The organism is Hymenobacter qilianensis, from assembly GCF_014489555.1.
In the GTDB taxonomy this organism is placed as follows: Bacteria; Bacteroidota; Bacteroidia; order Cytophagales; family Hymenobacteraceae; genus Hymenobacter; species Hymenobacter qilianensis.
In genome coordinates, this window is sequence record NZ_CP060784.1 from 1384348 (window position 1) to 1399388 (window position 15041).

Sequence of the window (15041 nt, forward strand, 5' to 3'; positions counted from 1 at the left end):
TGCTGGGGGGCTTTTTTGTCAATAATTCACAGAAAACGCTACCAGATCTTGGCCCGGTCAGCTTCGGCGCGAACCATTTTCTGGCCTTCCTTGCAGCCGAACGCCTCGTAGAATTGGGGCATATTCATGAGCGGGCCGATGGTGCGGTACTGGCCCGGCGAGTGCGGATCGGTGAGCACCTGCTGACGCAGGGCTTCGGGCCGGATGTTGGTGCGGCGCAGCTGGGCCCACGAAAGGAAAAAGCGCTGCTCCGGCGTGAACCCGTCGATTTTGGGGCGCGGACCGTTGCCGTACTTTTTCTGCAATTGCTTTTGCAAAGCGGCGTACACAATGGTGAGACCCGCGAAGTCAGCCAGATTTTCGCCCATCGTCAGCTTGCCGTTTACATATACCGAGTCGAGGGGCGAGAAGGCATCGTACTGTTGGCCTACGATAGCGGCGCGCTTCGTGAAATTCTCGGCGTCCTCTTTCGTCCACCAGTCGCGCAAATTACCCTGGGAGTCGTACTGCCGACCCTGGTCGTCGAAGCCGTGCGTGATTTCGTGGCCCATCACACCTCCGATGGCACCATAGTTCACCGCGTCGTCAGCGTTAGGGTCGAAGAAGGGAGGTTGGAGGTAACCGGCCGGAAACACGATTTCATTCATCGGCGGGTTGTAGTAAGCATTGATGGTGGGCGGCGTCATGCCCCACTCGTTGCGGTCGATGGGCTGCCCGTACTTCTGCACGTTCTGCTGATAGTTCCACTTGCGGGCGTTCAGCACGTTTTGCAGGTACGAGTCGCGCGAGATGGTCAGGGCCGAATAGTCCTTCCACTTGTCGGGGTAGCCGATTTTGACGCGCAGCGCGTTGAGCTTTTTCAGGGCTTCAGCCTTGGTGGCCGCGCTCATCCAGGTGTTGCTCTGTATGTGCTCTGCCATCGATTCCTTCACATTGGCCACCATATCTAGGGCCTTTTGCTTGGCTTCGGGCGAGAAGGCTTTATCTACGTAGAGTTGGCCAAAGGCCTCCCCCAGCGTGTTATCGGTGGCGGCCAGCATGCGCTTCCAGCGTACCGGCTGCTGCTTGGCGCCGCTCTGTACCTGCGCAAACCGGAAAGCTTCGTCGCTGTACGCCTTGGGCAACGCCGACGTCACGGAGCTAACCAGTTGCCATTGCAGATAGGTTTTGAGGTCAGCGAGCGGCTCGGTTTTCAGTACGGCGTTCAGCTCCTGAAAAAACTGCGGCTGCCCGACAATAACTTCCTTGGCGGCACCGAGCTTGTTTTGGGCCAGAATAGTAGGCAGGCCAATGGCCGGAAACTGCTGGTGGAAGGCCGCCACCGTCATCTTATTATAGTTGGCGTTAGGGTCACGCAGTTCCACGCGGGTTTTGGAAGCTTTGGCGAGTCGAGTTTCCAGGCGCAGAATGGCTGCTGCTTTCTTAGAGGCCGTTGCAGCCGGGTCGCCCATAAGCTGAAACGTATTGGTCATGTACGTGACGAAGGCATCCCGCACAGCCTTGGAGCGCGCATCATCCTTGAGGTAATAGTCGCGGTCGGGCATGCTCAAGCCGCCCTGGTTCAGGTTGACGGCGTACACCGTGCTATTCTTGCGGTCGGGCGACACACCGGCCCGGAAAAAGGCCCCTGTACCCAGTTGGTGCTGATAGGCCACCGTAGTAGGCAGACTCTTAAGGTCTTTGGTAGCGGCAATGCGGGCCAATTCAGGCTTTAGGGCAGCGGTACCGGCCTTTTCAATGGCCATCGAATCCATGCCGGAGGCGTAATAGTCGCCCACTTTCTGAGCATTGCTGCCCTTTTCGGCGCTGGTGTTGGCAGCGGCTTCTTCCAAGAGCTGGCGCAGCAGGGCTTGGGTACGGTCGCCGAGCAGGTTGCGCGGTCCCCAGCTGGAAGCGTAGGCCGGAATGGGGTTATTCTTGAGCCACGTACCGCCCGAAAATTGGAAGAAATCCTCACAAGGATCAACGGAGCGGTCAAGGTCAGCAACATCAATGCCTACTCCCTTGATATTAGCTTCGGCAACTGGCGCAGGTGTAGCAGTAGCAGCGGTAGTAGCTGGCGGCGTGCTGGTAGCGCAGCCGGCCAGCAGTAAACCCGCAGCCAGACTCAGCGTTAGGGTATAATGGTTTTTCATAGAGGCGAGTAGAAAAGAATGGAGGTAAAAAGCCGCTGAAAGACTCCCTTGCCTGCTGCTGGCTGCACCTGCTGGTAGCAGGCAAATCATGCGGGCATGGCGCTTCAGCGCTTTACAAATTAACACCGTTAGCGTAATCTATAGCCAGCAGCCCATCAGGCAACCCGTCAAAAACTATCTGACCAGCCAAATGGTATTCCTCCACAAAAGCCGCCGACGCTCTGTTGCCGGCCCTTCTACCTGATATTTACCCCCCAGCTTATGCGCACCATCAAGCAACAGCACCAAGCCGTTAGCGCCCCTATCGCCGACTTGATTACCTATCGGGCTCTGCCCACGCAGTCGGTCGATCATCTCGATCCTTTTCTGTTTCTGAACCACCACGGCCCGCAGGTATATCGGCCCAACAACCGCGGCTTACCTTTCGGCCCACACCCCCACCGCGGCTTCGAGACGGTGACGTTTATTCTGGCCGGCGACATTATGCACCAAGATTCCGGTGGCCACGAAAGTGTGATTGAGGCTGGCGGTATTCAGTGGATGACGGCTGGCAGCGGCCTTATTCACGCCGAAATATCGTCGCCCGCCTTCAAGCGCACCGGCGGCGACCTAGAGATTTTGCAGCTGTGGGTAAATCTGCCGGCCAAGCACAAAATGACCGAACCCCAGTACACTGGTCTGCAAAAAGCCGACATCCCGGAAATAAAGCAAGATGAAGGCCGGGTGGTCATTAATGCTGTTTCGGGCAACTGGCTGGGCACGGCCGGCGCCATGCAACCCCTCACCGATATTCAGCTGGCCACTGTGGAAATGAAGGCGGGGAGCAAATTGGCGCTGACTATTCCCGCTGAGCGCACCATTTTCTTTTACACCATCCGGGGCCAAGTGCGCGTGAACGGCGAGCAAACCGAAGCGCGCCGCCTGCTGGAGTTCAACTACGATGGCGACGACCTGCACATCGAAGCCCTCACCGATGCCGTGGTGCTGCTAGGTCATGCCGCTCCGTTTCAGGAGCCCATTGTAGCTGCCGGCCCCTTCGTGATGAACACCGATGCCGAGATTCAGCAAGCCTACCAGGATTACCGCGCGGGCAAATTCGGCACCTGGGAAGGATAATAATTTCTTTTAAAAGGCGGTCATGCAGAGCGGTAACGAAGCATCTCGCGTCCTGATGAGAGGTTAGTAATCCCACTACCGCGAGCGAGATGCTTCGTTACCGCTCTGCATGACCGCCTTGAGCTTTGAAAGGCAATAAAAAGCCCCCAGAAAGTATCTGGGGGCTTTTTACATGTGTGATTTACCCTTCAGGTCCCAATGGCTTGCTGCTGTCTGAGCATCACCGGGTGCCCGCTTGATGGTGCGCTTGTACCGCTCACCGATGATTACGCCATCGGGGCGGCGCTTGCCGATGAACAGCGTAACGGGCTCGCCGTTTTCGTTGGTCACGAAGGTGATATCGTGGCCTTTAAACACATCATCAATCGTGGCGGACGGCTCATAAATCTTGTTGAGCTTATCGAATAAAAGGCGGTGGAGCGGCATGGCAGGCGGGTAAGTAGTACCACCGTTTACGCGGCAGGCGAGTGCCGGGGTTTGCCAAAGCAGCTACTTAGTCGTTATTGACACCGAGCCGTTTTTGCCTTTTTCGCCGTAAGCCTTCACAGCATCGTCCGCCGACAACACCGTTACTTGCTGAAGTTGGCTAGGCAGCAGGCGCTCCATTTCTGTCAGCGTCACCTGCTGGCCATCCACGAGCAGCAGCTTATTGGTAAGGTCTACGCTACGGTTCAGCTTTTTATTCAGTTCCACCACCAGAGCCGCGTTTTCGTTGCCCTTGGTCGTAATCAAGATAACCTGCGTCTCGGGTACATTGCCCACTATCTGGCGGAGAGTAGCGCCCTTGAGGACGTTCACCATAGCGATGCTAGCAGGATTCATCTTTTCAGCCACTTCCTTGCTCACTTTCTGGCCATCTACATAATACAACACACCATCGGGTAAGCCTACTGCATTCTGTACCACGGTAGTTGGGACGGTGGCATAGGCAGCGGGGGCAGCGGCACTTACGTTTACGGCAACAACTAATGAACTAATGAACAAGCACTTGGCTATACGGCTCACGAGTTTTTTCTTTCCGTTTGTCATAATGAGAAATAAATGAGGATGAGATAAATGAATTTTATGTTCTGGTGAGTTTCTTCTGCTACAATACTCTATTCGGTCAGCGGCTTGCCCGTCGCGTCAAAGCTTCCTAGCGCCTTGCCCTGCGTGTCGAACACCACATACTTAGGACGGCGGCCCATGGCAATCACGGCTTTGTAGCGCACCTCGCTTGCGCCGCTTTCTTTTACCTCCAGCAGCTCAACTAGTCGATGACCCGGGAAATGCTGCGTGATATAAGCCAGCGCATCTGGGTGCAGGTTGCTGATGGGCACCACTTTCTCCTCAGGTTTGGTATCGGCCTCCGGCAGCAGCTTGATAATTTTAGCATTCAACATCTCCACGGCAGGCAGGCGCTCATTGCCTTTAGTAGTCACCGCCACCACGCCGCTTGCGGCAGCTTTGGTCAGCGCCTGGGCCGCTTCACCCTTCAATACCTGCACGTTGGCAATGGCATCTGGTGTCGTATTCAGCTTTTCCACCGCAGACTGCACAGTGGGCTGCCCATCCAGATAATACTTCACACCACCGACTTTCACGGTTGCTGAGTTGGAGGAAACAGGTTGCCCGGCGCGTAAAGTAGTGAAGGCAAACAGCGCGGCGGCAAGCGGCAGCACGAGTGCGTATTGCGCCAAATGCGCACGGGCAGAAGAGGGTTTGTTCATCATGGCAATTCGGTTTTTGAGGGTGAGAAGCGTGAAATGATTGGCCAGCGAGGCACCCGATGCCAAGCCGCTGAGACGGAGCAAGCTGTATTGATATTCTTTCGGAGCCACCACGCCGGCGCGGAGTACCGCGTCATCTGTCAGAAATTCCAGGTTTTCCTGCATGGCCCTCCCCAGACACCACGCTGCCGGATTAAACCAGCCCAACACCTGTCCTAGCTGCGCCAGCAAAACATCCAACGTGTGCCACTGACGCACGTGCACCTGCTCGTGGTGCAGAATGGCGGGCAGCTCCGCGGCAGGGTACTGTTCAGGGTTTAAGTATATAAATGGCCCAAAGGAAAACGGGCTATTGGCCCCCGGCAGGCACCGCACCAGCACGCCTTTCACCATTTTCGGCCCGGCCGTTCGGTGCAAACGGTAAAGCGAGATCAGCCTTCCCAGCAGGCGCAAACTCATTAGCGCTACGCCCGTCCAGTAGAGGACAACCAAAGCATCCGCCCAGCCGAGTACAGGCGTTGCTGGTGCAGCCAAAGTACCCGACCAATTGGGAATAATAGTAAGCAACGAACCGCTTAGGCGTTCGTGGGGGGCAAATATGGCCCTACATCCAGGGCTGAATACAAAGCCGAAAAGAGGAGCGCAAACAGCAGGTACGCCCGGTTCAGGGTATAAAACGTGAGCCGCCGCAACCCCACATAATACAGGCCCGCGAACAGCAACAGCGCCCCATTTGCCTTCAGCAGATACAAAAGCAGCGCCGTCATTAGTCCTTGCGCTGGCCGTTCTCAATCATGCCGATAATCTCCTTCAGCTCCTCGGCGCTAATCTTCTGATCCTTGGCAAAGAAGGACACGACTTCCTTGTAGGAGTTTTTGAAGTACTCGCTCACAAAGGCGCTCATAAACCGCTTACGATATTCTTCGGCGGCAATCTGGGGGGCAAATCGGTAGGAGTTGCCCAGCTTCTCACTGCGCAGATAGCCCTTGCGCTCCAGGTTGCGGATGGTGGAGGCCAGTGTAGTGTAAGGCGGCTTAGGCGTGGGCAGCAAATCCAGCACGTCCTTGGTGAAGCCGCCATTGAGCTGCCACAGCACCTGCATGGCCTCCTCTTCGGGTTGGGTCAGTCTTTCCATAAATGATTATTACGAAACTTTCGTAATTATACGAACAATTCGTAATTAGTTGCAGAAATTTTCAGAAGAAATAAATGCGGCACAAAAAAGCCCCCCAGACAGACTCTGAGGGGCTTTTTTCATAGCAACAAAATATTGCGCCATTATGCGCGGAGCAGGTCACTTGACCAGCACCAGGCGTTTGGTTTCTACTTTTCCGTTGGTAGTCAGGCGGCAGGTGTACACGCCCTCGGCCAAGGCGGCGCCTTCTACCGCGAACTCATAGGTGCGGCCGCCTTCTGCTACGCCATCATAGATAGTAGCGACCAGCTTGCCTACCGAATTGTAGACCAGCAGCTGCGCTTTCCCGGTTTCGGCGGCGCGGAAGCGCAGGGTAGCACGCTCTGTGAAGGGGTTAGGATACGCTTCAAACACATGGGCCGTAGCGGCATATTCGGTAGCTACCGCAGAGGCTGCGGCCGAAGCAGTAAGCGTATTACCAGCGCAACTACCGAGCTGCTCATTGTGCATTACAAGGTGGCCCTTCACAGCATCCACATCTTCCCAGGTGCTGACGCCGTTGTGGCAGAGCAGAATTTGTGCGTTTTTCTTACCACCACGCACATCAACCACTTTTATAGTCACGGCCTTGGTAGCAACGCAGCCAAACTGGTTCGTGACCGTCACGGTGTAGACGAAAGTACCGGGCTTGCTTGCAGTGAATACGGGGTTAGCAATATCGCTTTTGCTGAGGCCAGCCGGGCCGCTCCAGCTATACTTAGTGCCACCAGCAGCCGTCAGGGTCAGGCTCTGTGAGCCGTAGCCGAGGTAGAGGTTGGTGGCAACGCCGCCCGTGTACACGTCATTGGAAGGTGTAGCAGTAATGGTTGGTACGGGCAGCGGATTAACCGTCACAACGGCTGTGCCCGTGAAGGCAGCACCCGCGCAGTTGGCGTCCGATACTGCCAGCAAGGAATAGGTGGAAGTAGCAGCAGGACTAACTGAAACCACATAAGGAGAGTTGGTGATGCCCGTAACCGCGACCGGCGTGGTGCCGTCCGTGTACGTCAGGTTCCAAGGGCCCGTGCCCGTGAGAGCAACGCTCAACGAAGTAGAAGTGCCGGCACAAACGGTAGCAGTGCCGCTTAAGGTTGCGGTTGGCAACTCACGCACCGTTACTTTCTGGGTGTAGGTAGCAGAGCAAGCGCCCTGCGTAATAACCAGTGTAGCTGTGTAGGTGCCGGCGGCAGCGTACGTGTGGCTGATGTTGCCAACGTTTGTATAATCCACTTTGCCATCACTCTCTACATCCCAAGCATACGTAGCGTTGGATTCAATGACTTTAGAAGCGTCCGTGAAGGCAGTTGCGGAGCCTACACAAGCCGTAGTCGCCGTAAAGGCGGGCACCGGCTCTAGGCAAATAAGGCCCGTACGCACTACCCGGTAACTATTTCCCACCCGAATACCATCGATTGTCAGTTTCGGAAGGCTGGTAGCTTGACGAATTGCCACTGCGCCAATATTAGCAGGCGAACCACCTAATTCGGCCACTTCAGCACTTGCCGTAACAGGCTCTGCGTCGGCTGCCGGATTGACGAACAACTTAGTCGTACTGCTGACCTCATCATAGTCGTATTTGACTACCAATAAATGGGTAGCATTCAACGGATAATTCGCGGTCGTATAAGTAACGATTCCACCGTTGCCAGTGATACCAAACTGTACTGTACCCGACGTAGAACCAGCCCGTGTAAATACGCGTGCCTTGAAAGTAGAGCCTATTGCTGCGGGTCCAAGATGGAAAAAATAGTCAGCACCCACACTCGCAACGTTTACCAGCAAAGAAGTATATACCGGCGTACCGGCGTACACAGGCTCTTTAAACTTCAGGTTAACATCTTCGCCATTACCAACGGTAGCGGCTGCTTTGCCACTGCTGGCGCTGTAGCCGGAGTAAGTCAGGCCATCGGTTGACGTAACGGCAATTGAGTTAGTACCCGCGCCGCTGTGTGCTGCCCAGCCATTAGCCGTTAGCAGAGAGCCAGCTGCGTAGTCGAAGTTTTCTTCCAGCAGCAGAGCAGCAGGAGCAGCTGAAGTTGCCTGAACTAAAGTACCTGGAGAAGTTACCATGTAGTTTTCGGCGTAGGGCGTATCGTTATCATTGAAGGCGAAGACCGAAAAATGATAAGTAGCATTGGCGCGGAGCCCCGTTACGGTCACGTTGTCGCCGGTGCCGTTGTACACCACAAAGTTGCCTACACCTAGCACGCTACCTTTACCGAACTCTGCATCCGCAGTGTACGTGGTAGCATCAGTGGGCACAGCATCTACGGCGCTGCCGCGGCGGGCTACCACGAGGCGCTTTTTGCCATCTCCGCCTTTTAGGTTCAATTGGAGCGAGGTGCTGGCTACTTGGCTGGCTGTGAGCGTAGCCTGAGTGGTTGGCTCGGCGGCCAGCGGCACCATTACGGTAGTAAAGGAAATCTCCTCACCATAAGAAGTGCTTACACCATTGGTGGCATAAGCACGCACGAAGTAAGCTGTGCCTGGCACTAAGCCAGTTATAGCACTAGCGAAAGTACCCGTACCGGTGCCATCAACCGTTTTGGTAGTAACTGAGATAGTCGGATTAGCAGTTTTAGCCCACACAATGCCACGCGCTGTTACCGCGCTGCCGCCATCGGCTGCTACGGTACCACCGGTGTTGGCGCTGGTCGGGGTTAGCCCGGTGATGGCCGCAGTGCTTAGCGCAGCCGGATAAACAGGATTGACGCCTGTGCCGGTAACTGCTACCGACTGATCGGGCAAGCCGGCGCTCTGCACCGGAATCGATTCGCTATACGACTGGGGAGCAGTTGGAGCAAAGCGAACGTCAATGGTAGTGCTAGGCACATTGCCGCCGGCCGGCTGCAGCTCGATAGTGCAGCAGGCGAATGGGTTGTTGCCAGTCCGGATTTCAAAACCAGCCGGCGGCGTGATGATGATACCTCCTTTTAAATTATTGCCTTCCACCATAAAGCTCTTCAGCCCGGTTCCGGCCCCTACGGCCAGACTACCAAAATCGGAAAGGGTGGAAGCTGATACGAGCAAGGCAGGAGTAGTAGGAGGCGCCGATACAGTTACTGTAATGGGCGCACTCAGGCCCGTAGCCGTGCCGCAGTCGGTAGTGACAGTTGCTTTCGCAACCAGATAGTAAGTGCCTACACCAGGAAAATCTGCCCCCCGAATGGTGTAAGTAGCCGAAGTAGCCCCGCCGATAGCCGAAGTATACGGCCCGGCTGCACTAGTGCCATAAAGCCAAGTGAAGGTAGAAGTAGCGGCAGCACTAGCGGTGAGGGCATCTCCTGTCCCGGTAGCAATTACCGTCTGAGCATTGGCCGGCGTCACGGTCACCGGGTTGCTGTCGGAGGTTAAGCTTACGACCAGGTCAGAGCCGTTGTTGGAGCCATACGTAGCGGGCGCATCGTTTACAACCCGCACACGATACTTAGTGCCGCTTGGCGTACCAGCCGGGATAGCTGCCGCAATTGGGGAGCTAGTGCCGTTACCGATAATGTTATCAGTCAGGTTAGTCGGGAATTCACCCGAAGCATTTGACAGCTGCACTTTGAACGCGCCCGTGAAGGTGACGCTGCTGGTATAGGCTACATTGAAGGGAGTGCTTCCGTTAGAAGCCGTAATGCAATAAGGGCTATTGAAAGCAGAAGCTGCAGTAGTGATGCTGGCTGCCGGGGTAGGTGGGGTACCACCTTCTAACGTTGCCGTTATCGTAACATCATCTATACCAATACCCTGAGCATTTGTGATCAGGGTTCCCTCTGAGCTTTGGTAGGTCCACCGCAGATAATAAGTAGCATTTGGCGCGATATTGACACCAAGTAACGGGGCTGACTTGGACACCGAAACAGGAGGATAGTGGTAGGTGTTTACTCCGCCTGCAAAGGCCTGATCACCATCCGTCCGTGCCGTCCATGAGCTTCCGTCGGTACTAGTAAAGAACTTCCATTCGTAGCCTCGTGTGTTTGTGCGGTACTTTTCAAATAAAAACTGGACGTTTAAATCCTGAATTACGGCACCTGTTGTATTCTGGATTGCGAGCAGAATATGGCGGGGAGGAAGGACGGAGCCACTGGATAGGAAACCAATTGCACGGTCCGTGGAAACAGCCGCAGCACCGAAATTATAGGTGCCACCAGCAGTGAAATTTGTGCCGTTAGCGGCGGCTGTAGTAACCTTATAGTTACTGGCACTTGTGTAGGTGGGAGCAGCTTCGCTTGAGAAAAGAAAACCCGTAGGCACGGTTACCGCTGCACCACTTCCTATCTCGTCAAATGTCTGAGTATAAGTTCCAGTGGCTAATTGAGCGGGCGTCTGTCCCCAGCTTTGCTGCGTGCTGAAGAGAAACAGGCAAACCAGAAAAGCCGGCAACTGCCCAAGCTTCCAAGCGTTTTTGTAAAAACTTGTCATATAGACGATTATGTCGTTTTGAAAAGATCCAGGAAGTTGGAATTAGTTAACAGGACCGGCGTCAACCTTCGATTCGAGGGCGGTCTGCACCTCTACAGGCAGAGCTGAGAGCAGGTCATAGCCGGTGGCCGTCTCGATGGCATCGACAGTGGTCCGGTGTGTGCCCCAGTTCTGATCGAGGGTATTGATATTGGGCATATCCACAGCAATGACGCGGGTGGTAGTCGTGACACGAGCTACATCGTTATCGCCCACAGGCAAAATCACAATCACTTTCCAGGTTCTTTTAGGTACCGTAATGCGGCCATTATCAATGGTATTGGTTAACCCGCCATTACTACCTGTTCCGCCCACGCCGTAGCTCCCGCAGACGATGTACACCTCATTACCCGGCAAGAAGGTGCGGGCGTAATTTTCCAAGTCAGCCCAGGGCCCCTGATTGTTCTGGGGTGCCTGAGGCATCATGTTAGTCATCAGGAAAGTAGCCGAGTTGTTCTCAATGCTGGAGGTGCGGTCAGCAGATGGGCATAGGTGGCCCCGATCGAAGCCAGAAGACTGGTAGCTTGTACCAAGTACCTTATACCAGCCCTCGGGCAACGTGAGATCCTCGCGAAAGTCGTCCTGCCGGTCGATACCGCCGCGGTCAGAAGCATCCAGGTGCCAGCTTACCCAGTTGGCTTTGCCCTGATCTCGGTTGTAGCTCAGTTTATACTGAGGCTTCACCATCAGATAATTACCAGGATAGCTAACGTCGGTGACGGCACCGCTGGGGTTGCCCAAAGCGAGGTGGTCGTTGTCGATGGAGGGCTGAACAGTGCCAAAGTCGGTTACGGCAAAGTCGTCGATGTTCAGGCGGCTTGGCCCGCCCGACGTCTTGCGAATCTCAAACTTGACGTTACCGGCAATATTGACGGTGAAAGCAGTGGCCTGGAGTGTGCTGCTGGTAGTAAATACCGTATTGCCCACTTTCGTCCACTTGTTGCAGTTGCACGATTGGGCCTGCGCCCAAAGCTCCCAGCTGCTGCTGGCATCGCTACCGTAAATGGCGTGCTGTACGGTTACGGTGGTGGCGCCATTGGGTACAAAGAACTCCATGGTGAGCTTCCCGTTTTGCTGCAAACGCACGGACTGCGCGCCATTCTTACGGTCGGCCTCGGTATTGCCCAGCACGGCATCGGTCAGCGTCCAGGTGCCGGTAGCTAAGGATACTGTTCCGGCAGTATAATCCGTCTTCGTTCCGGAGTCGAAGGATTCTTGGGGATTAGTTGCGGTGAGGCTGGCAGCTTGCTGACCGGCAGGAGCCGATTGAAAAGCCAGACACGAAAACAGCAACAAAAAGCGAAATGGACTGTGTAGAAATTTGGGCATATTCTGGCAAGAGAAAAGCATTCGACTAAGTTCCAGTTGCGCAACCTTGTGCAACCCAGTGACAAAAGTACAATTGAAATAGAACTTAGCTATTAATAAAATATAATAGGCTTAAATTCGTAACAATAAAATAATGGGATAATATAAATGAATAGAGTTTATATAATTTTCAGACGTCTTGCTCACAGAGGGAAGCCAAATAGCTGCAAAGATTCTGGCTGGCGTGAAAAGCCGCTGAGATAGGCTCTCTGACCGGATGCGGTTGAGGCAGTCAAAACCATCTGGACACGCGGGCGCAACGGCAGTAGCTTCCGTTGCTGCCAGTTGAAATTGCCCTGAAAATCCGGTGAGATACTTCTTTGAAGATGCTTACGCTAGCTGCTTTTCGTAACAGAAAAAGCGCAGGCCAGGCCTGAACGCCAGCGTGATTTCGCCGGCGAATCGGTAGCCTAATTTGGGGAAAAGCTGTTGGGTGGCTTGGTTCTCCGAGTTGGTATCGACGCGCAGCACGGGCAGTTGCTGCTCTAGGGCTAAGTGCTCGGCCTGCTGAAGCAGAGCAGCGGCCACGCCCTGGCCTTGCGCGGCCGGATCGACGGCCAGGCGGTGCGTTACGAGTGCGGGCAGCGAAGCATCCCAATCGGCTTGGGCGTATTCCGGGTCCTGATCGGTGGTGAGAGCCGCGACGCCCGCAATTTTGCCCCCCAGCTCGGCTACCCACAAGTGTTGGCGTTCGATATCCTGCCGAAACACCGCTTCGTTGGGGTATGATGCTTCCCACTGATAATTGCCGGCGGCGTGCATCAGCGGTACCACACGGCTGATTAGCAGCAGAATACCGGGCAGATCAGTAGTGGTGGCGCGACGAATGGTTAGCATTGGCAAGGGCGGCGGTTTGGTTTTTTGCTTTAAACGTAGTTATTAATAACATCGAAAACAGGCAGGAAATAACTCCTAGTCCAAAACCGCCTCCCGTCCATTTCATCTGGCGGGCAGCTGTACGCCGGCATTATCGCTTTAGCTTTCGCGCCGGTTCCGTTATCATAAAAAAGCCCCCAGACTAGTCTGGGGGGCTTTTTTATGATAACGGAATGATAATGATACAACTATAATAAAGCTACTTTTTAGCGGCAGTTGCGCAGGGCGAAATTATCAAAGGCCACGGTGGAGGTTTCGGGCCCCTGAGCCAATAGCCCCACCCGTACGCCCCGATCCCACGGGGGCAGATAGGTGCCGTTCAGGGCAAAGCTATCCAGCACGACGGGCTGCCAGGCGGTGCCGCCATCGGTGCTGAAGGCGAAGCGGAAGCGGCTGCCGCCCCAGGCCTCCAGGCGCAAACAGAGCATCTTACAATCTTCCAGCTTTACCTCCGTTAGGGTCAAATGCTTACTGCCCTTCATGTGCCACAGTTGCAAATGGCCATTGCCAGCTACCAGCGCCAAGGCATTGTGCGGGTCGCCGATAGCCGCCAGTCCAGCGTAGGTATTTGGTGCCAAAGCACCATAATCAAGGGTAGTGGCTGCTTTGTACGTTGCCGTGAACGTGCGTTGCGCTACCACCGCTCCGATGCCCGTGGGGCGAGCAGTTAGCAGCAGTTGACCGTCGCTGACACCCACGCCAGGCTGCTCGTTCACTGGCCACTGCCAGGCTGCTGCCAGGCGATTGCCGGGAAAATCGTCATTCACATTCAGCACGCGCAAATCGCGCAAGGGTTCGGCCTGGGGGCTGTTGTTCACAAACTCAGGCCAGCCCTCGGCGTTCCAGGTGAACTCGCTCAGCAGCCCCTGACGACCCACAAACTCGTGGCTGTCGGTGTAGTAAGCATGGTGCAGCAGAAACCAGCGGCCTTCATACTCCGTCACGGTGCCGTGGCCGGGGCATTTCCAGGTTTTATTTTTCTTCAGAATGGGGTTCTGGGGGCATTTTTCCCAAGGCCCAAGCAGCTTTTTGGCGCGGGCCACTCCCGTAGCATAGGTGCAGCACTTGCCGCAGCAGCCATTCCCCGCATAAAACATATAAAAGTATTCGCCCTGACGCACGATGGCAGAGCCTTCTACCAGACAGCCTTCCCACGGCGTATCGTTGCGGAACAGCTCAACTTTTTTGCCTATCAGCGCCGTACGACTTTCGTTCATGCGCTGCGCCCAAATGGGAGTGTCCTTTTTGTAGGCGTTGCCATCCTCTTTCCACACCATATAGAGCACGCCATTCTCATCGCGCAGCGGGAAGCCATCGATGGAGCCTTTGCGCTGACCTATAAGCGGGCCGTGGTCGGTGTAGGGGCCGGCCGGATCGTCGGCGCTGGCAATGGCTACGCATAGCTGACCACGTCTGCCTTTCCCTTTTTTGCGGGCAGTGTAGCAGATGTAGGTTTTGCCGTTTTCGTGGCTGATTTCCGGGGCCCAGAAGTTGGAGTCGGCCCACTCGGGCAGCTTATCCGGAAACACATAGCTCACCACTTCCCAATCAACGAGGTTCGTAGACTTTAGCAGGGGGAAAATTGGCCCCCACTCGGCGGAAGTAGCGCTGGCCCAATATGTATCACCGATTTTGGTAACCGTAGGGTCGGGGAAGTCGCCGGGCAGAATGAGCTTATCGTAAATGCGTGTGGGCGCGGCCTCAATCAGCGGCGCGGTATTTACCACCGGCTGGCTGGCTACGGGGTAAGGAAGAGGCCATTCGCTGGGCGAACTGGCATCAGAGGCACCTGTTTCTAGATCGAAAGACACAACTAGAGAAAAAGAGGGTGGGAAATAGATTCTCTCGGCCGCTGGAAAGGCACGGTTTGACGGGCGGGTGGCCCAAGCCTGACTAGCAGTATGTGTACTCTGAGAGGTCGCTCAGCGTATTTGAAGCAGAAAAAACAGATTGGAAATGCATCGCGGCAGCCAATAACCGTAGGTGAGTATTAGCTCGTGAGCACCAGAATTAGAAAGTGTGAAGGGCAGCGTGACTAAACTTTCTTTGCGGTTAAAATACAGGGCTGATGCTCAACTGTATTTTTCTTATAAATCCAACTCTCTACTTTGATTTTCTTTCACCGGCCGGCCTGTGTGTTTCAGCGGCAGCCTAGAGAAACGAATCTTGTCTGGTATAGCGCTTTATAACTGTTTTTCACAAACATTCTGCCAACAA

The 15041-nt window shown here is 54.9% G+C and carries 11 protein-coding genes; 1 reads left to right on the forward strand and 10 read right to left on the reverse strand.

Features of this window, described 5'->3' with window-relative positions; all coding sequences use genetic code 11:
* Nucleotides 1–38: 38 nt before the first annotated feature.
* On the reverse strand, nt 39–2135 hold the full coding sequence (locus H9L05_RS06305; protein WP_187733459.1) for a M13 family metallopeptidase: 2097 nt from the start codon (nt 2133–2135) through the stop codon (nt 39–41).
* Between the two features lie 261 nt (nt 2136–2396).
* Here H9L05_RS06305 and H9L05_RS06310 point away from each other — a divergent pair, with 261 nt between their 5' ends.
* Nucleotides 2397–3251: a pirin family protein gene (locus H9L05_RS06310; RefSeq protein WP_187733460.1), complete on the forward strand. Its 855-nt coding sequence runs from the start codon at nt 2397–2399 to the stop codon at nt 3249–3251.
* A gap of 168 nt (nt 3252–3419) precedes the next feature.
* Here H9L05_RS06310 and H9L05_RS06315 read toward each other — a convergent pair whose 3' ends face one another.
* The 9 genes from H9L05_RS06315 to H9L05_RS06355 form a co-directional block, all read right to left on the reverse strand.
* Nucleotides 3420–3677, reverse strand: a complete 258-nt coding sequence (locus H9L05_RS06315) for a hypothetical protein (protein ID WP_187733461.1) — start codon at nt 3675–3677, stop codon at nt 3420–3422.
* 63 nt (nt 3678–3740) lie between these two features.
* The gene (locus H9L05_RS06320; RefSeq protein ID WP_187733462.1) at nt 3741–4235 is read right to left on the reverse strand and encodes a hypothetical protein; all 495 of its coding nucleotides are present in this window, start codon (nt 4233–4235) and stop codon (nt 3741–3743) included.
* A 113-nt stretch (nt 4236–4348) separates the two neighbouring features.
* Nucleotides 4349–5527 carry a M56 family metallopeptidase gene (locus H9L05_RS06325; protein ID WP_187733463.1) on the reverse strand — a complete coding sequence of 393 codons (1179 nt, stop codon included), beginning with the start codon at nt 5525–5527 and terminating at the stop codon, nt 4349–4351.
* An 8-nt stretch (nt 5528–5535) separates the two neighbouring features.
* Nucleotides 5536–5727 carry a hypothetical protein gene (locus H9L05_RS06330; RefSeq protein ID WP_187733464.1) on the reverse strand — a complete coding sequence of 64 codons (192 nt, stop codon included), beginning with the start codon at nt 5725–5727 and terminating at the stop codon, nt 5536–5538.
* Nucleotides 5727–6095 (reverse strand): BlaI/MecI/CopY family transcriptional regulator, encoded by a 369-nt coding sequence (locus tag H9L05_RS06335; protein WP_187733465.1) that lies wholly within the window; start codon nt 6093–6095, stop codon nt 5727–5729. Before H9L05_RS06335 ends, H9L05_RS06330 begins: the two co-directional genes overlap by 1 nt.
* 159 nt (nt 6096–6254) lie before the next feature.
* Complete coding sequence (locus H9L05_RS06340; protein WP_187733466.1) at nt 6255–10541, reverse strand: T9SS type A sorting domain-containing protein; 4287 nt, start codon at nt 10539–10541, stop codon at nt 6255–6257.
* Nucleotides 10542–10583: 42 nt separating this feature from the next.
* Entirely contained in the window at nt 10584–11909 is a 1326-nt protein-coding gene (locus H9L05_RS06345; RefSeq protein WP_223284771.1) for a DNA/RNA non-specific endonuclease, read from the reverse strand.
* A 369-nt stretch (nt 11910–12278) separates the two neighbouring features.
* A complete protein-coding gene (locus tag H9L05_RS06350) occupies nt 12279–12785 on the reverse strand; it encodes a GNAT family N-acetyltransferase (protein ID WP_187733467.1) in 507 nt (168 codons plus the stop codon).
* Between the two features lie 245 nt (nt 12786–13030).
* Entirely contained in the window at nt 13031–14635 is a 1605-nt protein-coding gene (locus H9L05_RS06355) for a family 43 glycosylhydrolase (protein ID WP_223284772.1), read from the reverse strand.
* Between the last annotated feature and the right edge of the window lie 406 nt (nt 14636–15041).

Coding starts and splice junctions, on each gene's coding strand:
- H9L05_RS06305 (WP_187733459.1), bottom strand. CDS start 2,135: ATGAAAAACCATTATACCCTAACGCTGAGTCTGGCTGCGGGTTTACTG.
- H9L05_RS06310 (WP_187733460.1), top strand. CDS start 2,397: ATGCGCACCATCAAGCAACAGCACCAAGCCGTTAGCGCCCCTATCGCC.
- H9L05_RS06315 (WP_187733461.1), bottom strand. CDS start 3,677: ATGCCGCTCCACCGCCTTTTATTCGATAAGCTCAACAAGATTTATGAG.
- H9L05_RS06330 (WP_187733464.1), bottom strand. CDS start 5,727: ATGACGGCGCTGCTTTTGTATCTGCTGAAGGCAAATGGGGCGCTGTTG.
- H9L05_RS06335 (WP_187733465.1), bottom strand. CDS start 6,095: ATGGAAAGACTGACCCAACCCGAAGAGGAGGCCATGCAGGTGCTGTGG.
- H9L05_RS06340 (WP_187733466.1), bottom strand. CDS start 10,541: ATGACAAGTTTTTACAAAAACGCTTGGAAGCTTGGGCAGTTGCCGGCT.
- H9L05_RS06345 (WP_223284771.1), bottom strand. CDS start 11,909: ATGCCCAAATTTCTACACAGTCCATTTCGCTTTTTGTTGCTGTTTTCG.
- H9L05_RS06350 (WP_187733467.1), bottom strand. CDS start 12,785: ATGCTAACCATTCGTCGCGCCACCACTACTGATCTGCCCGGTATTCTG.